Here is an 18,367-nt window from a genome sequence, read left to right as displayed (position 1 = left end):
AAGCACTGCATGTCACTAAAACAATAGAGAGGTCCTTCAGAGACCTCTCTATCATGTGTTTTTTACCATTCACCTTGCTGCACCATCTTCTCGCTGTCCCAGGGAGCGGGCGCACCGCCAAGATACTTATGGAACCACTCGAGGTGGGCATTGTAGTAGAGCGGCATGGACTTCAGCGTGCTAGGCCAGTGACCATCGTTCTTGAAGACGATCAGACGCGAGGGGATGCCCAGCGACTGCAACGTGGAGAAATATTGCAGGCTCTGTGTGTAGCTGACACGATAGTCCCGCTCACCGGTGATGATCAGCGTAGGCGTGGCGAAGTTCTTCACATAGTTCGACGGACTCCACTTGGTGTAGAGTTCTGAGTTCCAGGGCTGTCCCTCAAGGTCGAAGTTGGGGAACCAGAGCTCCTCTGTAGCGCCCCACATCGAGCGCAGGTCAAAGAGTCCCATCATCGAGGCGAGGCACTTGAAGCGCTTGGTCTGTCCTTGTACCCAGTTCATGAAATAGCCGCCGTAGCTCCATCCCATGGCTCCCATGCGCGTAGAGTCGACGTAGGCGAGTTGCGCGAGCTTGTCGGTGGCCTTCATAAAGTCTTCGAAGGGATAGCTGCCCCAATGTCCGCTGATGTCGCGGCAGAACTGCTGTCCGTAGCCCGTGGAGCCGTGGATATTGGGATAAGCCACTACATATCCAGCACCGGGATAGACTTGCCAGTCGGGACGGAAAGAATCCATCCACTGCATCTGTGGTCCACCGTGCACATTGATGACCAATGGATACTTCTTGTTGGGGTCGAAGCCGTGTGGTTTCACGATGAACACCTCGACAGAGTCGCCTTTGGCTCCTTTGATCCACATGGTCTCCGAGGGTCGGATGTCCACCGTGGCCTCCAGACTGTCGTTGAGATGTGTCACCTGCGTCTCCTTCAGCTCCGCACGTCCCTTGGCTGCCGCGATGGCCTTGGCGGTGGCGTGGTAGATAGCCGAGGGCTTGCCGGTGCGCGAATAAGTATAGTAGAATCCGCCCTTACCGTCGAAGTCGAAGCTGCCGATAGCGCGGTTGGCGATGACCTTAGTGATGCGGTCGTTCTTCAAGTCGACACGATAGAGGGGCTCATAGCCACGCTCCTCCCCTAAGAAATAGATAGCCTTGGAGTCCGAAGTCCATTTATAGTCGTCGACCCAGTTGTCGAATTTCTCGGTGAGCACACGCTTCTGCCCCGTCTTACGGTCGTAGAGTCCGAGGATGAAACGGTCGCTCTCGTAGCCGGGCGTGCGCTGGAAGCGGTAGGCGATGTAGCGTCCGTCGGGCGAATACTGCGGCGAGCCGTCCCAAGCCTTATTCTCAGCCGTGATGTTCTTTGCCTCGCCGCCGGTCACGGGCACTACCCAGAGGTCGCAATTCGTCGTGGCCTCAGGATGCTCGTCGTGGTTGCTCAGATAGCAAAGCTCCTTGGAGTCGGGTGAGAACACAAAGCCCGAAGGACCACTGGGCGAGAACACCGGTGAGTGGAACCGTCCCGGCGTGACGTCGGTGTAGGTCTTGTTCTTGAGATTATAGACGATGATATGCCAATACTTCCCGTCGCTGTATTCTGTCCAATGGCGATAGAGCAGATGATCAGCGATATGTGCCTGTATAGGATTCTTAGCCTTGCGCTCGATGGCGGCTTTGTTGGCCTTGCCGTCCGCGCCGCCGATCTCTGGATCAACCTCTGCGGCGAAGGCAATCAAGTTGCCGTCGGGCGACACGGTGGCGCCGTCGATGCCCAGCGCATAGTCGGTGAGCTGCGTAGCCTTGCCGTCTCGCCAGGCATAAAGCTGAGATGAGCCGCTGGCCGTGGAGACATAGTAGAGTGTGCGTCCGTCGGCCGACCAGAACGGCGAGAAGCTCTTGTTGTCAGTGGTGATGGTTTTGCCGTTCACGACAATGTTGCTGTAGCTCTTCTGAGCCTTCAGGTCAGAGCGGCTGGTGCCGTAGGCCAGTGCCCCGGTGGCCGACACGGTCGGACCGGAAGCGTATTGCAACCGATAGATATCCTCGATGGTGAACGCCCGCTTCTGTGCTGCAAGCGGCATAGCGGCGAGCAGAGCCAAAGTAAAAACTGCTATTTTCTTCATATACCGTAGATTTTATGATACAAAGATAATGATTTTCTTTTAGACAGAGTAACATAAATAAAAAAGACATAGTAACATAGTAAACATATAGTGTGACTTGTGTTTACTATGTTACTATGTCTATAATATGTTTACTCTGTCTTTTACAGCGACCAGGTCGTTCCGTCCTTGGTGTCGTTGATGACAAAGCCTGCATCGTTGAGTGCGTCTCGGATCTGGTCGCTGGTAGCCCAGTCTTTGGCCTCCTTGGCCTGCTGGCGCAGGCGCAGCACCATCTCCATGACCTTGCCATAAGCCTTTTCTCGGCTGGCGTTACCCTCAGCAGCATCGTCTTTCAAGCCCAGCAGGTCGAAGGTGAAGAGGCGCATGGTGTCGCCGAGTTCCTTGAGATCGTCGGCAGAGATCTTAGCCTTGTGGTCGACAAGCTGGTTGACGAGATGGCAAGCCTCAAAGAGCGCGCTGATGACCAGCGGTGTCTGCAGGTCGTCGTTCATGGCGTCGTAGCAGCGCTGACGCAGTTCTTTGACAAACTTCTGCACCTCGGGTTGCGATCCCTTGGCAGCTTGCACGCGGGCCAAGTCCTTGATGCCTTTCATCAGACGGTCGTAGCCTTTCTGTGCGGCCTTGAGTGCTTCGTTGGAGAAGTCCACCGTGCCGCGATAGTGAGCCGAGAGGATGAAGAAGCGGATTGTCATGGGCGAATAGGCCTGCTCCAGTGTGGGATGGTTGCCGGTGAAGAACTGCTCGAGTGTGATAAAGTTTCCGAGGCTCTTACCCATCTTCTGTCCGTTGATGGTGATCATGTTGTTGTGCATCCAGTAGTGCACCATCTGATCGCCTTGGGAGGCTACAGCCTGAGCGATCTCGCACTCGTGATGCGGGAAGATCAAGTCCATGCCACCGCCATGGATGTCGAAGTGGTTGCCGAGATACTTGCGTCCCATGGCCGTGCACTCACAGTGCCAGCCGGGATAACCCTGGCTCCAGGGACTGGGCCAGCGCATGATATGCTCCGGTGTAGCCTTTTTCCATAGGGCGAAGTCGTACTGATGCTTCTTCTCCCCCACTCCGTTGAGCTCACGGCTGTTGTCCTTGATGTCGGTGAGATTGCGTCCGGAGAGGATGCCGTAGTGGTATTTCTGGTCGTATTTCTCCACGTCGAAGTAGATAGAGCCATTGCTTTCGTAGGCGAAGCCATTGTTCATGATCTCCTTGACAAGCTCTTCCTGCTCGATGATATGTCCCGTTGCGTGTGGCTCTATCGACGGCGGCAGCACGTTGAGCATGTCCATGGCCTTGTGATAGCGGTTGGTATAGTATTGTGCGATCTCCATGGGCTCGAGTTGCTCCAGCCGTGCTTTCTTCTCGATCTTGTCGTCGCCCTCGTCGGCGTCGTGCTCGAGATGGCCCACATCGGTGATGTTGCGCACGTAGCGAACCTTGTAGCCCAGATGCTTCAGATAGCGGAAGAGCACGTCAAAGGTGATTGCGGGACGGGCGTGGCCCAAGTGCGGATCGCCATAGACAGTAGGTCCGCAAACATACATGCCCACGTGGGGAGCGTTCAAAGGCTTGAAGAGCTCCTTGCTGCGGGTGAGCGTATTATAAATCAATAAATTCTGTTCCATATTCCCAAACGTTATTTTTTATAGATGCAAAGTTAATGATTTATTTCGAAATAGACAATAATGGCAAAGAAGAATAGCACTGGACAATGGGGGAGTTGAGATTGGTTGTAAGCATGCAAAAAAGGATGATGACGGACAGAAACACCGGAAAGAAAACAAAAGAGGGAACACAGCCTATCTGCGTCGTTCCCTCTTGGATAATATATAATCAACTGCTTTTTTAATGGAAACTATCCGTTTCCGCTTGCAAACTTACGAAATTAAAATGGAAACAGGCTGGTCCAAATTGACTCAAATTTAGTCCAGCACAAAAATACTCTTTGCTTGCTCATAGAAAACACGCATGTTTCTCAAGTGTATTGTGGCATAATTTATTTACAAAACGTCTTCAACATTTTCTTTCAATCTAGAGAATGATCTATCACTCTTCGTTGTTGAAAATCAGAAAAAGCAAGCTTTTTCACCTGTTTTTTGTCTTTTCTTAGGCACAAAAAATTGTTTGTCGCTGTCATCTCAGTGTTTTGACACGGTCAGAAAAGTGAGATGATAAGGTCATCTCAGTGTTTTGACCGAAAATTCTCTAGAGAATTTTGCGCGAAAAACGTTTTCTACTTTCTACGACACACACATATATTTATAACATGCTGATTATCTTACAGATACAAAAACACGCTATTTTTTGCAAAAATCAGCCCAAGGGAGGTTTTCGTTCAAAAAAATCGATTCTCAGAGCCCGTTTTTTGTCAGAAAACACAACAATGAGAAGTTGCTGCCCACACAAGGCAACAAGTCTCTTTTTTACTTCTTTCCTTCTTATGTTTCTTTTTACTCTTCTACCTTTTCACTTTTCTGCCTTTATCTTATTTCCTCCATCTTCACCACATCGTAGCCTTTGATCTGCACGACGATGAGGTGGAGCTTCGTGCCGTGGAGCATTGTTTGCAACTTACGGTCGGCGGCGTAGGTCTTGATCTGCGTGACGGCCTCGGTCCACTGCTGGGCAGCCTCAGCGTCGGCAGTGTCGGTCTTGAGATACTTCAGCTCTAAGATATAGCTGTGGGCAACCATCGGGTAGACTGTATAGTTGGGCAACAGGAAGAAGTCGCAATAGCCGTGGGAGAATTCCATCTCGGGAGCGACAAGGTAATAAGGGGCAAGCGAGAGAAACGCATTCATGAAGCCTTGCAGGTTGCGCTCGCCTTCGATGAGCTGTCGCACGGCGGTGGTGTCGTGATAAGCCTTGAGGATATAGTCCATCATCGGGCGCCAGTTGCCTTCCATGGCAGCTTGGTAGAACGGGATGTTTAGCTGCGAGACCGCGATAGGGTGAATTTGCTGGAAGGCCAGCATGAGGTAGTTGTAGTACTGTATGCGCACGTTGTTGTTCGGAATGCCCAACTTCAGCATAGCGCCTAAGGTGCCGCGAATGGTGAGCATGCCGTAGTAGAAGAGCAAACTGACGAAGTTGTCCTCGTCGGTAATGCTCTCCGCAGGGAAGTAGCTGTTGATCATCGCAAAGGTGTAACCCGTGTGCACGATGTCGTAAATGGTTTGTCGACGCTCCTCCGTCATGTTGCCGATCTCAATAAGGTTGCGCAGCTTCTTATAATCGGTCTTTGTATTCGGGTCGACCATCTCTTTCGGCTTGTGTCCGGTATCGATAAGCGTACTCATATAGTAGCAGACCATATCGCTGTTGAACATACTGGGCTCAGTACCGAAGCTGTCCTCTGCAAAGCAATAGTTGTCATACCACGGTTTGATATCGTCGATGATGCTGTCCTCTGTAACTTCCGGCTTGATAGCACCAACCTCTTTGTAATAACGAATCATCTGTCGCACGTCTTCCTCTGAGAAGCCGAGCATCTGGTTGAAGCGCGAGTCGATGGTCATGTTCAGCGCGATGTTGTAACCACTTGTCAGGTCGTCAAGCGTGATGGGGGCGACGCCGAGCATGATGATGCGGTGGAACATCGGCTTGAAGATCTTAAACACGTCGCGGTAGAAGCCCGTGCCGTGAGTAAGGTCATGGTAAGCTTTTTGTCCCTTTACATTCAATACGTTGTTGGTAAAGTTGTCGTATTCGTCAACAATAAGGTATAGTGGATAGCCTGCTGCATGGGCTGCATCACTGATAAAGTTAAGTTTTTGCTCCCCTCTCTTTATCTGTTTCAACTCATCTGCGAAGGTATCAGGATAAAATCGTGCGTAGGCCTTTGCGAAGCTATCGCAGCGCACCTCCATGTAAAGGTCGAAGTTCTCTCGCAAGCGATCCACATCACTACCCACACGCGAGAAGTCGAGATGCAACACCTGGAAGCTGTTGTGGTACTCCGTCGGATGGTCTGCCACATACATTCCCTTGAACAACTCCTGGAAGTTGTCCTTCTCGTTGATGTCGTAGTAGGCTTCAAGCATGTTCAGGAACAGACTCTTGCCAAAGCGGCGCGGGCGTACGAGGAACAGAAAGTGTCCCGCCTGCTCCATCCGCTCGAAGAACATGCTCTTATCTACCAAATAAAGTCCTTCCTTCCGCACCTGCTTGAAGTCTGCAATGCCATAGGGTATTTTCTTGAAATCCTTTCTCATCGTTTCTTTCACCTGCACTTGTCTTTTCTGCAAATATACGCCATTTCCCCCATATATGCAAGCATTTATTCGATAAAAAAGGATAGAGTTGCAAAAGAAGACTCACTTGTGGAATGGCTATAGAAAAAGGGACGGTCCCCGAAAGATCCGTCCCTTTATGGTGTTACTTTTTCTTCTTGCCGGAACCGCGGTGGCCTTTGCCCTGATGGCGGCCTCTGCTCTTGGCAGCCTCAGCGGCAATGTTGCCCATGTCGGATATGGCGGCGCGCGTATCGTCATGCTGACTTGAAGTCGAGTGTGCGTCCGTCTTGCCGTCATCACCGTCCTTGGCGATGACAAAGTCGAGCTGACGCCGCTCCATGTTGGCACGGTCCACACGGATACGTATCGGGTCGCCAAGCTGATACTTGTGATGGTGGCGACGACCACGGAGCAGGAAGTTCTTCTCGTCAAAGTCGTAGTAGTCATCATCAAGATCACGCATGGGCACCATGCCCTCGCAGTGGTTGGAGTCTATCTCGGCGTAGATGCCATAGCTGGTGATGCCGCTGATATGTGCGTCGTACACCTCGCCGATATGGTCACCCATGAACTCCACCATCTTGTACTTGATGGAATCACGCTCAGCGTTCTGTGCGATCTGTTCCATATCGGAGCAGTGCTCGCAGAGCTCCTCATAGTGCTTTTCGTTGGCCGAGCGCCCGCCCTGCTGATATTTTGTCAGCAACCGGTGCACCATCGTGTCGGGATAGCGGCGGATTGGCGAAGTGAAGTGAGTGTAATACTCAAATCCCAGTCCGAAGTGTCCGATGTTGTGCACACTGTACTTTGCCTTCATCATCGCACGCAGTGCCACGCTTTGCACGAGTTTCTGCTCGCGCTTTCCCTCACATTCGTCCATGAGCTTGTTGATGCTCTTGGCCATGGCACCGCGTGTGCCGTCGGTCTTGACCTTATATCCAAACTTGACGATGAACTGCCGGAGCGTTTCCATCTTTTCCGGATCCGGGTTGTCGTGGATACGATAAGGGAATACTTTGGCTTTCTTGCCCTTGGGCACACGGCCCACACTCTCGGCTACCGTGCGGTTGGCAAGGAGCATGAACTCCTCGATAAGCTTGTTGGCATCCTTCGACCGCTTGAAGTAGCAACGGGTGGGATGGCCTTTCTCGTCGACGTCGAAATGGAGTTCCTCGGTGTCGAACTTCACAGAGCCGTCTTTAAATCTTCTTTCACGCAGCTTCTTGGCAAGCCGGTCAAGGGTACAGAGCTCCCATCCGTACTCATCCTTATAGCCTGCTGCCCCCGGGTCGGGAGCCGGCTGTCCCTGTCCGTCCACGACACCGTTGTCCTCCAGCACCTGCTGTGCCTCCTCATAAGCATAGCGACGGTTGGAGCGGATGATCGTGTGGACGATGCGCGAGCGCTTGACATTGGCATCCTCGTCGAGATCAAAGATGACACTAAACGTCAGCTTGTCCTCATTGGGTCGCAACGAGCAGACGAAGTTGCAAAGGCGCTCGGGCAACATCGGTATTGTGCGGTCGACGAGATAGACCGACGTGGCACGCTTCACGGCCTCGCGGTCGATGATACTGCCTTCGGTGACATAGTGCGAGACATCGGCAATGTGCACGCCCACCTGATAGAGTCCTTCGTCGAGTTTCTTGATGGACAGGGCATCGTCGAAGTCTTTGGCATCAGCCGGGTCAATGGTGCAGGTCCATGTATCGCGGAAGTCCTCACGTTCGGCAACGTCCTCGGGCGTGATCTCGCCCGTGATTTTCTCCGCGGCGTCCTCCACGTTCTTTGGATACTTATAGGGCAGGCCGTACTGTGCGAGAATGGAGCACATCTCGGCATTGTTCTCTCCGGTTTTGCCCAGCACGTCGACGACTTCGCCAATCGGATTCTTATGGTTCTCGTCAGGCCACTGAACGATCTTCACGAGCACCTTGTCGTCGGTCTTTCCGCCCTTGAGTTTCTTCTTGGAAATTAGGATATCCTGCACGAAGGTGCTGTTTTGCGTAACACAGAAGGCAATGTCGCGGTCCACACGCAACCGGCCGACAAAGGTGTCCTTGGCACGGCTGAGAATCTCGATGACCTGGGCTTCCTTGATATGTTTCTGGCGGCGTGCCATGAACGACACCCTTACACGGTCGCCCGTAAGTGCCGACATGGAGTTGCGCTCTGCCACGAAGATGGGCTTGTCGCTGCCGTCGGCGAGGAACGAGTTCTTGCCGTTTGGCTTGCGCACGAAGGTACCCTCCTGCACCTGTCCTTTGGTATTGAGCTGATAAGCGTTCTCACCTTTCTTGGTGATAAAATCGTCCCATGCCATCTCTTCCATGATGTCCATGGCAAGCATCTTCAATGGATGCGTGTCAAGGTGAAGCGCACGGAATATGTCTTTCAGTGTTAGTTTCTTTCCTGGTTGCGATGAGAAGAATTGTTCCAACTGTTGGGAAAGCTGCTTTTTAGTGATGCGCTTACCCGCTTTCTTACCTTTTCCCATAGGCTAATGATCTAAAAGATGAATTTGTGATGCAAATTAACGAAAAAGAAATGAATAATCCTAATATCGTTTGGATTATTTTGCTTAAAATCTGAAATATGTAGTATCTTTGTAAGCAAATAGAAACTATGAACATTCTCATTACCGGTGCCAGTGGCTTCATTGGCAGTTTTATCGTTGAGGAAGCACTCAGAAGAGGCTTCGATACATGGGCCGCCGTGCGCAAGAGCAGCTCGCGCGCCTATCTGCAAGACCCGCGCATCCACTTCATCGAACTGGACTTCAACTCCAAGGACAAGCTCGTGGAGCAGCTCCGTGGACATGATTTCGACTATGTCGTACATGCCGCCGGTGTGACGAAATGCCTGCATCCCAACGACTTCTTCCGCGTGAACTACGAGGGAACACGCAATCTGGTGGAAGCCATCTTGGAACTGCACATGCCGGTGCGACGCTTCATCTACATGAGTAGTCTGAGCATCTTCGGGGCCATCAGGGAACAACAACCCTATCACAGCATCACCGAGCACGATACGCCACGACCCAACACCGCATACGGGCGCAGTAAACTCATGGCCGAGAAATTCCTCGACAGCGTGGGCAACGAATTCAACTATATCGTTCTCAGACCCACCGGTGTGTATGGTCCAAGGGAAAAGGACTACTACCTCATGGCCAAAAGCATCAAGCAGCACGTCGACTTTGCGGTAGGCTTCAAACGGCAGGACATCACCTTCGTATATGTCAAGGACGTGGTACAGGCTGTCTTCCTGGCTCTCGACCACGGCATGTCGGGACGGAAATACTTCCTCTCTGACGGAGAGGTCTATCAGAGCTCCACATTCAGCAACGAGCTGCGTCAGGCCATGGGACGTCCATGGTGGATACGCATCAAGGCACCAATCGCCGTGCTGAGGCTCGTCACCTGGTGCGGAGAGTACTACGGCAGACTCACAGGACATATCACTGCCCTGAACAATGATAAATACAATATCCTCAGACAACGCAACTGGCGCTGCGACATAGAGCCCGCTTGCGACGAGCTCGGCTTTCATCCCCAGTATCAACTCCATCGCGGCGTAAAGCTCACCGTGAAATGGTATCAAGAAAACAATTGGCTATAATGCAACTCAAGAAATGGTTTGAAATCGAAAAGCATCCCCACAAGGGTCCGATGCTCCTGGAATGGGTGGTTATCGGCTACATGGTCTTCACACTGCTCATCATTCTCTTCTGCTTCACCAAGGTGCAGCATCCCGAAGCAATGATTTGGGACAGAGTAAAACTGGGTGCTATCACCATGGCCATGTGGGTGGTCTATCGGCTTATCCCCTGCCGTGTGACACGATTGCTGAGGGTGTTGATGCAACTGGTGATGCTGAGCTGGTGGTACGGCGATACTTATCAGATCAACCGCATGTTGCCCAACCTCGATCACGTCTTTGCGTCGCTCGAGCAGCAGCTCTTTGGCTTTCAACCTGCACTGGTGTTTTGTGAGCATTTCCCGCAGCACTGGATCAGTGAGATTCTCGACATGGCCTACGCGAGCTACTTCCTTCTTTTCGTGGGCACGATTGTCTATTATTTCTTCAAGCGCTACGACGACTTCGAGCGTTGCGCCCTCGTCATCCTGGCATCGTTTTTTAGTTTCTACGCCATCTACGACCTCCTGCCCGTTGCCGGACCGATGTATTACTATCATGCGGTGGGCATCCAGAAGATAGCCGCCGGCATCTTTCCCAACGTAGCGGACTATTTCAGCACCCACACCGAGATGATGAAAAGCCCCGGATACAGCGACGGCATCTTCTATCACCTCATCACTGACGTGCACAACGCGGGCGAGCATCCCACAGCGGCTTTCCCCAGCTCGCATGTAGGCATATCGGTGATTGCACTGCTGATGGCAGGACGTGCCCGCAGCAAAGGACTGTTCTTCACGTTGCTGCCCTTTGTGGTGCTGATATGCTTCGCCACGGTGTATATCCGCGCCCACTATGCCATCGATGTCCTGGGCGGTCTGATAGCAGCCGCAGCGTTTTATTTTCTCTGGAATTATATCTATTCGATGACATGCAAACAAAAAGTGCAATGAAACGGCACATGGCGTTTCATTGCACTGATATCCTTTTCGCTGTTGTCAGAACCGTCAGTGACGGTGACTGGCAACAGTTTTTTTATACTCTTAGTTTCCTATTTTATACTCTTAGTCTCCTATTTTTCCCTTAGTTCTCTACTTTTCAAGGCTTTTCCGTACAGGATACCATACAGCGAGCCAGCCCGTAGCGATGACAGTGAGGAAGATCAGCAACACGTCGCTGTAGTGGACGCTCACCGGATAGGCGTTGACGACAAACGTACCGTCGCTGCTGCCCATCTTCACAAAGCCGTACTGCTGCTGCAGCCAACAGAGCAATAAGCCCAGCAAAATGCCAAAGATGGCTCCGAAGACACTGATCAAGCGCCCCTCGAAAAGGAAGATGCGGCGGATCTGCTTGTCAGAGGCTCCTAAGTTGCGCAGCGTGACGACATCGTCCTTCTTGTCGATGATCAGCATCGAGAGCGAGCCGATGATGTTGAAGCACGCCACGATGAGGATGAACGTCAGGAAGATATAAGCCATGAGCTTTTCCACTTTCATGATCTTGAACGTGTCGCGCTGCTGCTCGAAGCGGTCGAGAACCTGATACTTCTTACCGGCGACCTGCTGCATCCGGGCCTTGACGCTTTCAAAATTCGAGCCTGGTTTCAGTCTCAGCTCCAAGGCGGACACCATGCCCTGCTGGTTGAACAGGTTCTGAGCAAAGCCCAGACTGGTGACGATATAACTCTTGTCGTACTTACCCTGATTGACTGAGAATACCACACCGGGGGAGATCAGCGAGTCGACGACAAAGCCCGACTGAGGATCGGTCATGTCGAGCTGGCCCTCACGCTGCGGTGCATAGATCTTGAGATAGCCTTTCCAATTGGCTCCCAAGCCCAAGGTCTGAGCCAGACGGATGCCCGGCGTACCATACTGCAGGTTGGCTGTGTGGAGCTGGAATTGCCCGTCGCCATAGAGTATCTCGGTGATATGAGTGAGCTGCGGGAAGTTGTCGTCCACACCTTTTATCGTCACCATGGCCTGTTTGCCGTTGTAGATGGCCAATGCCATGTCCTCCACGGTACCCGTGGCAACGTCGACTTCTGGGAAATGACTGATCTTTGTGAGAATCGGATCATCGGCTGGTACGGTCTTTCCCTCCACAGGCACAACCTTCAACTGTGGGTCGAAGTTTGTGAAGAAGCTGGCCACCAGGTCATGGAAGCCGTTAAACACCGACAACACGATGACGAGGGCCATCGTAGCCACAGCCACTCCGATGACAGAGATCAGGGATATCACATTGATGGCGTGGGTCTTCTTCTTGGAGAAGAGATAGCGGCGCGCCACAAAGAACGGAAAATTCATTGAAAACCTCTATTACTTCTTATTGAGCAACTCGTCGATATGGTCGATATAATCCAAACTGTCGTCGATGAAGAAACGAAGCTCCGGGATGATGCGCAACTGGTTGTGGACACGGCGTCCGAGCTCATAGCGGATGCTCTTCTCGTTGGCCTTGATGTTGTTGAGCAGTTCTTCTGACTTTGCAGAAGGGAAGATGCTCAGATAAGCCGTACAAATGCTCAGGTCTGGACTGATGCGCACACGGGTGACGCTGACGAGGACACCGTGCATGGCACGTGTCTGACTTTGGAATATCTCAGCCAGCTCCTTCTGAAGGAGTCGGGCGATTCGGTTCTGTCTGGTTTCTTGCATAGCAAATGAATATTTGAAGTTTTATCCTAATTCTATATGTTCTACGTGCACTCGCTCATGGAGGAAGATGGAAGCGCTCTCCTTGAACTTGTCGGGATTCTCGGTCGTATAGTACTTGACCGTGGCGCCGGTGGTCAGCCGCGAAGCCATGTCGGTGTGGCGAAGGAGGTAGTCTTTCAGGCTGTCGGCGACATACTCTCCCTGAGGAACAATGCGCACGCCGGGCTGCACATACTTCAGGATCTTTGGCATCAACAGCGGGAAATGGGTACAGCCCAGGATGATCGTGTCGATATCGGGATCGAGTTGCATGAGCTGATCGATGCGCTTCTTGACAAAATAGTCTGCACCGGGCGAGTCTGCCTCGTTGTATTCCACCAAGGGTACCCAAAACGGGCAGGCCTGCCCCGTCACCTTGATGTTGGGCCAAAGCTTAGCGATCTCCATGTCGTAGCTATGGCTCTTCACCGTGCCTTCTGTGGCGAGCAGTCCCACATGGCCGTTGCGTGTGAGCTTTCCGATGATTTCTGCCGTAGGCCGGATGACGCCGAGCACACGCCGCTTGGGATCCCACTGTGGCAGATCATGTTGCTGGATCGAGCGCAACGCTTTTGCCGATGCGGTGTTACAGCCAAGGATCACCAGCTGACAGCCCATCTCGAAGAGCTTCTGTACGGCCTGACGCGTAAATTCATAGACGACATCAAACGAGCGGGGACCATAAGGAGCTCGTGCGTTGTCGCCAAGATAGATATAATCGTACTGAGGCAACAACTGTCGGATGCCATGCAATATGGTTAATCCGCCATAGCCGGAATCAAAAATGCCTATGGGACCCGGTGCTGGCGGGAAAGACTCTTGAACGGCCTCAGACTTCTCGGCCTGATCATCAATGTTTGTTTTCATCTCACTACTCCTTATTATAATTGACAGCTACATTACAGATATGACAGCTACAGATGGTTATATGACAGCCACAGACAGTCTCCTTACTAAGGGGATGTCACCGCTGCTATTTGACAGCCGACAGCACATCGGCGGTGATGTCTGTTCCCATCTCTGGATTGACAAAAGGCAGTGTGCCGTTGTCGGTGTTGAGCACGAAAGCCAGTCCCTTGGCATGTCCCACACGCTGGATGGCTGCCGCCAGTTTCTCACGCAAAGGCTGGTAAGCGTCCTGCTCTGCATTCTTGAGATATTGCTTGGCCTGATCCTTGAATGCCTGGTTTTTCTCCATCAGTTCCTGCAGTTCAGCCTGCCGTTTTTCGCGGATCGACGGTGCGAAGGTGCTTTGGCCATCGAGAAAAGCCTCGTATTTGGCATTGAACTCATCCTCCACGCGTTTCATCTCGGCATCGTATTTTGCCTTCAAGTCGGCTAAAGAACGCCTGGCATCTGCATAGCCTGGCATGGCCTCTAAAGCACTCTGACAGCTTAGAAAACCATAATGAAACGACGGCGCTGCCTGCTGAGACGGCACCGTAGCTGTGGATGACACCGTAGATGACACTGTACTCTGGGCAAAAAGCGGACTGCCGAGAAACAGAAAAAAAGCACTAACAAACAAATGCCTCATGGTTGGAATGATTTATGTTGACAATACGGAGACGGTAAATGGATAACGATTGCGCCAGCGACACCGTGGTATATGATTGCACGAAGCGAAGGCACAGTCCTTAAAAGACAGCAAGAGGTGAGGGTATGCCACGTAGCGCACCCTCACCCCAGCTCCTCGTCATGCCGAGGAAAGAGCAATGCCGTTTACTTCATCTTGTTGATTTCGGCCTGCACCTTAGCGGTGACATCCTCTACATTGGTGCCTGTGTAGACAGCGGCACCCTCTTCGAAGATGTAGGTAAAACCACCTGTCTTGCCGACATTCTCAATGGCTTTGCGCACTTTCTCCACGACAGGCTGCATCTTGTCCTGCTGTGCCTTCTGCAGAGCCTGCTGGTTGTCGCTATAGGTCTGCTGGATCTTCTGATAGAGCGTGTTGAGTTCTTCTTCCTTCTGCTTCTGAGCAGTAGGATTCATCGTGCTCTTTGCCTTGTCATAAGCATCGCTCTGACGCTTCAACTCGTCCTGCATGCTTTTCAAGTCATTCTCGTACTGCTTGGCAGTAGCTTGGAGTTCTCCGTTGATCTTAGCGATTTCAGGCAGATTCTGCATGATGGTCTGTGTGTTGACTTTGCCGAACTTCTGGGCGAAAGTAGCCAAAGGAGCCATCAGCATTAACATTAAAAGTAACTTTTTCATGATTGATTGTTTTTATTGTTTTTATTGTCTTTTACTTTCCATATCCCAGTTTTTGGAGCACCTCGTCTGAGATGTCGATCTTCGGCGAGCCGAAGATGATAGCGGTATCAGAGGCACGGTCGAGCACGAGGCTGTAGCCACGGAGCTCAGAGATGTCCTTCACCGCATTGTAGATCTCTTCCTGGATGGGCGTCATCAGGCTCTCGCGTTTCTTAAAGAGCTCGCCTTCGGGGCCAAAATATTTTTGTTTGAGGTCAGCAGCTTCCTTTTCTTTCTGCATGATCTGCTCCTGCTTGGCTTTTTTCTGCTCCTGTGAGAGGAATACCATCTCATTCTGATAGTTCTTATACATGGTGGCAGCTTCTGTGTTCAGAGCCTCTACCTCAGCCTGCCACTTCTTTGATACTTGATTGAGCTGCTCATTGGCACGCTCATAGGCCGGTATGTTTTTTAGCACATAGTCCATGTCCACCAATGCGAACTTCTGTGCATTGGCCTTTGAGAATGGCATGAAGGCGAAGAGACAGAGTAGAAGGATGCCCCCCAGTCTGCTCCAATTGTTTTTTACAATCATCTGCTTCATATTCAATTTCCTTTTATTGATCAGTTGACTATCCCTGCGACGTTTGTCTGAACTAAATGTTACAGGGAAGCCCTTATCCTTTAGTGTTTTTTTACTTTTCAGCCGTTTCGTTGACGGAATTGCGTTCCGGCGTTGACAGAATTGCGTTCCGGCGTTGACGATTGGTGCTTTATCGTTGTGTCAAAGCACCCTTTCGTCATACGCTTCTCATGTTTCCTTGCTTCGGTTTAGAACTCTTGTCCGAGGACAAAGTGGAACTGGCTTCCGCCCTTACTGCCGTTGTTGTCCTTGTCGAAGCCGTAAGCCCAATCGATACCCATCAGGCCGACCATAGGCAGATAGATACGTACACCGACACCTGCCGAGCGCTTCATCTGGAAAGGATTGAACTTGCTCGTCTCAGTCCAGGCGTTACCGCCCTCCACGAAGGTCAGTCCGTAGATGGTCGTATTGCCTAACAGGAACGGATAGCGCAACTCCAGCGACATGCGGTCATAGGCATATCCCTCAGAACCATAAGGAGTGAGAGAACCATTCTCGTAACCGCGCAGTCCGATCGTTTCCTCGCCATAGGTGCTGGAATAGCCGCTCATGCCGTCACCACCGACGTAGAACGTCTCAAACGGGCTCTTCTTGTATTTGTTGTAGCTGCCGAGAATACCCAATTCCACGCGCGTCATGAGCACGAAGCATTTCTGAGCACTTGTCAGAGCCGTGAATGTGCGTGCCTTGAACTTCCATTTGTTATATTCTATCCAGCGGTATTTCTCCTGCTGCTCTCTGACGTAGTTGGCAGAATATGGGTTTGTGGCCAGATTTTTATAGTCTTTTCCGTCCCACATACTCCATGGCGGAGTGAGTGTGACACTGGCAGTGAACTCGGAACCGCGGCGTGGGAAGAGCTGGTTGTCGGTTGACGAGCGGTTGATGGCTATGCTCAGGTTGAGGTTGTTGCTGTTGCCTGTAGTCATCAAATCAGAGAAATAGCGCCAGTTCTTCAGCATATAGCGGGTGAACGAGAGCTCAAGCGATAGGTTGAAGTAATCGTCGGGCCAGCGCAGACGCTTGCCCCATCCGATGCTTGCCCCCAGAAGTTTGACATACTTGTCGGGGTCGTAGTAGTTCTCGTAATTGCTGTAGTTATAAGAATAACTATTGTAGCCATAGAGTGACTGCAGGTAGCTGTTCTGCCAAGCTGAGTTGTAATAGTTGCTCGACACATCGGTCTGTTTGGAGTAGAACGCTCCGACAGAGAACTGAATAGGCCGCTTTCCGCCAAACCAGTTGGTGGAGTAGCTGGTGTTGTAGCTCTGATAGTAGGAGCCATTGGTCTGTACGCCGATGGAGAGCTTCTCACCGTCGCCGATAGGCATAATGCCGCGGTGTTCCTTATTCTTGTTGAACAGATTGGCCATAGAGAAGTTGTTGAGCGTCAGTCCCACGCGTCCGATGATACCCGTCTGTCCCCAACCGAGTGAGAACTCGATCTGGTCGTTGGACTTCTGTGTCAGGTTCCAGTTGATATCCACCGTTCCGTCCTCAGCATTTGGCTTGACATCCGGTGTCACCTTTTCTGGATCGAAGAATCCCATAGAGGCCAACTCACGTGCAGAACGCATGAGGGCTTCCTTAGAGAAGAGGTCGCCGGGCTTGGTACGAAGCTCACGGCGCACCACATTTTCATAGAGTCGGTCATTACCATTGATGCGCACATGGCTCAGATGGGCCTGTGGTCCTTCCAAGACACGCATCTCCAGGTCGATAGAGTCGCCGACGATATTTTGCTCAGCAGGATCTATGGAGGAGAAGACATAGCCATTGTTGTAGTAGAGGTTGGACACAGCGTCATCGTCTTCTCGGAGTCGCTTGTTGAGCAACTTCTGATTATAAACGTCACCTTTCCGCATTCCCAGCAGATTGGAGAGGTAGGCTGAGTTGTAAACAGTATTGCCCACCCAGTGGATATTACGGATATAGTATTTCTTGCCTTCGTCTACTTTGACGTAGACATTGACATGTTTGGGATCATTGTTCCACACGCTGTCCTTCAAGATCGTGGCGTCGCGGTAGCCCAACTCGTAGTATTTCTCGATGAGTTTCTCCTTGTCTGCTTTCCAGCGCTCGGGGGTGAACTTCTTTGATTTCAGGAAGGTAGAGAGCTTTCCTGCCTCATGTGTCTTGGCAAAGGCGCCCTTATGGAAGAGTCCGCCCTTGATTCTGAGGTTGCTCAGATACTTGTTTCCCTCGATGTAGATATGTCTTACCTTGATCTTATCCTTCTTGTCGATGATGACGTCGAGGATGACCTGGTTCTTACCGGTGACGTCGGGACGCTGCTGAATCTCGATATCTGCATTCTTGTAACCCTTATCGTCGAAGTATTTCTTGGCCAGGATCTTGGCACGGTCGATCATGTTTGGCGTGATCTGTCCACCTTGCAGGATACCGAGTTTCTTCTCCATATCCTCTTTCTCGCTCTTTTTCAGTCCCACGTAGTTGATGGTGGAGACACGGGGGCGCGCCTTCAGGGAGATATGCAGATAGATCTTATCACCCACGATAGAGTCGGCCGAGATCTTCACATCGGAAAAGAGGCCGTGCTTCCAATAGCGTTTGACAGCCTCCGTGATTTCCGTACCGGGCACTGAGATGTGCTGTCCGACAGAGAGTCCGGAGATTCCTGTAAGCATATAATCCTCATAACCGTCAATGCCGGAGACGTTGAAGCCGCCGATGACGAGGTCACGCGGCGTGCCGGCATAGTTGATGTCGGGGTGTACGATTTGCTCCTGCGCCTGCACGCTGGCCACGATGGCCATAGCAAGACAAGCTGCCAGGACTTTTTTCTTATTATGATGCATC

The 18,367-nt window shown here is 51.5% G+C and carries 13 protein-coding genes; 2 read left to right on the top strand and 11 right to left on the bottom strand.

Features of this window, described 5'->3' with window-relative positions; translation table 11 throughout:
• Window positions 1-62: 62 nt before the first annotated feature.
• The 4 genes from FYJ73_RS02100 to rnr form a co-directional block, all read right to left on the bottom strand.
• Window positions 63-2,126 carry a dipeptidyl-peptidase 5 gene (locus FYJ73_RS02100; protein ID WP_154533057.1) on the bottom strand — a complete coding sequence of 688 codons (2,064 nt, stop codon included), beginning with the start codon at window positions 2,124-2,126 and terminating at the stop codon, window positions 63-65.
• A 143-nt stretch (window positions 2,127-2,269) separates the two neighbouring features.
• Window positions 2,270-3,754, bottom strand: coding sequence for a cysteine--tRNA ligase (gene cysS / locus FYJ73_RS02095; RefSeq protein ID WP_154533056.1), 1,485 nt, complete (start codon window positions 3,752-3,754; stop codon window positions 2,270-2,272).
• An 855-nt stretch (window positions 3,755-4,609) separates the two neighbouring features.
• Complete coding sequence (locus FYJ73_RS02090) at window positions 4,610-6,343, bottom strand: AAA family ATPase (RefSeq protein ID WP_154533055.1); 1,734 nt, start codon at window positions 6,341-6,343, stop codon at window positions 4,610-4,612.
• Between the two features lie 163 nt (window positions 6,344-6,506).
• Window positions 6,507-8,861: a ribonuclease R gene (gene rnr / locus FYJ73_RS02085; protein ID WP_154533054.1), complete on the bottom strand. Its 2,355-nt coding sequence runs from the start codon at window positions 8,859-8,861 to the stop codon at window positions 6,507-6,509.
• A 128-nt stretch (window positions 8,862-8,989) separates the two neighbouring features.
• On the opposite strand from rnr, the gene FYJ73_RS02080 reads away from it, so the two are divergent.
• The gene (locus tag FYJ73_RS02080) at window positions 8,990-9,985 is read left to right on the top strand and encodes an NAD-dependent epimerase/dehydratase family protein (protein WP_154533053.1); all 996 of its coding nucleotides are present in this window, start codon (window positions 8,990-8,992) and stop codon (window positions 9,983-9,985) included.
• Complete coding sequence (locus tag FYJ73_RS02075) at window positions 9,985-10,956, top strand: phosphatase PAP2 family protein (protein ID WP_154533052.1); 972 nt, start codon at window positions 9,985-9,987, stop codon at window positions 10,954-10,956. The genes FYJ73_RS02080 and FYJ73_RS02075 overlap by 1 nt, the downstream gene beginning before the upstream one ends.
• Before the next feature lie 138 nt (window positions 10,957-11,094).
• Here FYJ73_RS02075 and FYJ73_RS02070 read toward each other — a convergent pair whose 3' ends face one another.
• The 7 genes from FYJ73_RS02070 to FYJ73_RS02040 form a co-directional block, all read right to left on the bottom strand.
• Window positions 11,095-12,315: an FtsX-like permease family protein gene (locus FYJ73_RS02070; protein WP_154533051.1), complete on the bottom strand. Its 1,221-nt coding sequence runs from the start codon at window positions 12,313-12,315 to the stop codon at window positions 11,095-11,097.
• Window positions 12,316-12,327: 12 nt separating this feature from the next.
• Window positions 12,328-12,666: a 30S ribosome-binding factor RbfA gene (gene rbfA / locus FYJ73_RS02065; protein ID WP_154533050.1), complete on the bottom strand. Its 339-nt coding sequence runs from the start codon at window positions 12,664-12,666 to the stop codon at window positions 12,328-12,330.
• 21 nt (window positions 12,667-12,687) lie between these two features.
• Window positions 12,688-13,572: a glutamate racemase gene (murI, locus tag FYJ73_RS02060; protein WP_154533049.1), complete on the bottom strand. Its 885-nt coding sequence runs from the start codon at window positions 13,570-13,572 to the stop codon at window positions 12,688-12,690.
• 106 nt (window positions 13,573-13,678) lie between these two features.
• A complete protein-coding gene (locus FYJ73_RS02055; RefSeq protein ID WP_154533048.1) occupies window positions 13,679-14,242 on the bottom strand; it encodes an OmpH family outer membrane protein in 564 nt (187 codons plus the stop codon).
• Between the two features lie 185 nt (window positions 14,243-14,427).
• Window positions 14,428-14,922 (bottom strand): OmpH/Skp family outer membrane protein, encoded by a 495-nt coding sequence (locus FYJ73_RS02050; RefSeq protein WP_154533047.1) that lies wholly within the window; start codon window positions 14,920-14,922, stop codon window positions 14,428-14,430.
• Window positions 14,923-14,953: 31 nt separating this feature from the next.
• Window positions 14,954-15,505 carry an OmpH/Skp family outer membrane protein gene (locus tag FYJ73_RS02045; RefSeq protein WP_154533046.1) on the bottom strand — a complete coding sequence of 184 codons (552 nt, stop codon included), beginning with the start codon at window positions 15,503-15,505 and terminating at the stop codon, window positions 14,954-14,956.
• Between the two features lie 227 nt (window positions 15,506-15,732).
• A complete protein-coding gene (locus tag FYJ73_RS02040) occupies window positions 15,733-18,366 on the bottom strand; it encodes a BamA/OMP85 family outer membrane protein (RefSeq protein ID WP_154533164.1) in 2,634 nt (877 codons plus the stop codon).
• Between the last annotated feature and the right edge of the window lies 1 nt (window position 18,367).

Source organism: Hallella mizrahii, assembly GCF_009695775.1.
Lineage (GTDB): Bacteria > Bacteroidota > Bacteroidia > Bacteroidales > Bacteroidaceae > Prevotella > Prevotella mizrahii.
The sequence above is the reverse complement of the archived record's forward strand: the minus strand, read 5'-3'. Positions and strand labels throughout refer to the sequence as shown.

Coding starts and splice junctions, on each gene's coding strand:
- FYJ73_RS02100 (WP_154533057.1), bottom strand. CDS start 2,126: ATGAAGAAAATAGCAGTTTTTACTTTGGCTCTGCTCGCCGCTATGCCG.
- cysS (WP_154533056.1), bottom strand. CDS start 3,754: ATGGAACAGAATTTATTGATTTATAATACGCTCACCCGCAGCAAGGAG.
- FYJ73_RS02090 (WP_154533055.1), bottom strand. CDS start 6,343: ATGAGAAAGGATTTCAAGAAAATACCCTATGGCATTGCAGACTTCAAG.
- rnr (WP_154533054.1), bottom strand. CDS start 8,861: ATGGGAAAAGGTAAGAAAGCGGGTAAGCGCATCACTAAAAAGCAGCTT.
- FYJ73_RS02080 (WP_154533053.1), top strand. CDS start 8,990: ATGAACATTCTCATTACCGGTGCCAGTGGCTTCATTGGCAGTTTTATC.
- FYJ73_RS02075 (WP_154533052.1), top strand. CDS start 9,985: ATGCAACTCAAGAAATGGTTTGAAATCGAAAAGCATCCCCACAAGGGT.
- FYJ73_RS02070 (WP_154533051.1), bottom strand. CDS start 12,315: ATGAATTTTCCGTTCTTTGTGGCGCGCCGCTATCTCTTCTCCAAGAAG.
- rbfA (WP_154533050.1), bottom strand. CDS start 12,666: ATGCAAGAAACCAGACAGAACCGAATCGCCCGACTCCTTCAGAAGGAG.
- murI (WP_154533049.1), bottom strand. CDS start 13,572: ATGAAAACAAACATTGATGATCAGGCCGAGAAGTCTGAGGCCGTTCAA.
- FYJ73_RS02055 (WP_154533048.1), bottom strand. CDS start 14,242: ATGAGGCATTTGTTTGTTAGTGCTTTTTTTCTGTTTCTCGGCAGTCCG.
- FYJ73_RS02050 (WP_154533047.1), bottom strand. CDS start 14,922: ATGAAAAAGTTACTTTTAATGTTAATGCTGATGGCTCCTTTGGCTACT.
- FYJ73_RS02045 (WP_154533046.1), bottom strand. CDS start 15,505: ATGAAGCAGATGATTGTAAAAAACAATTGGAGCAGACTGGGGGGCATC.
- FYJ73_RS02040 (WP_154533164.1), bottom strand. CDS start 18,366: ATGCATCATAATAAGAAAAAAGTCCTGGCAGCTTGTCTTGCTATGGCC.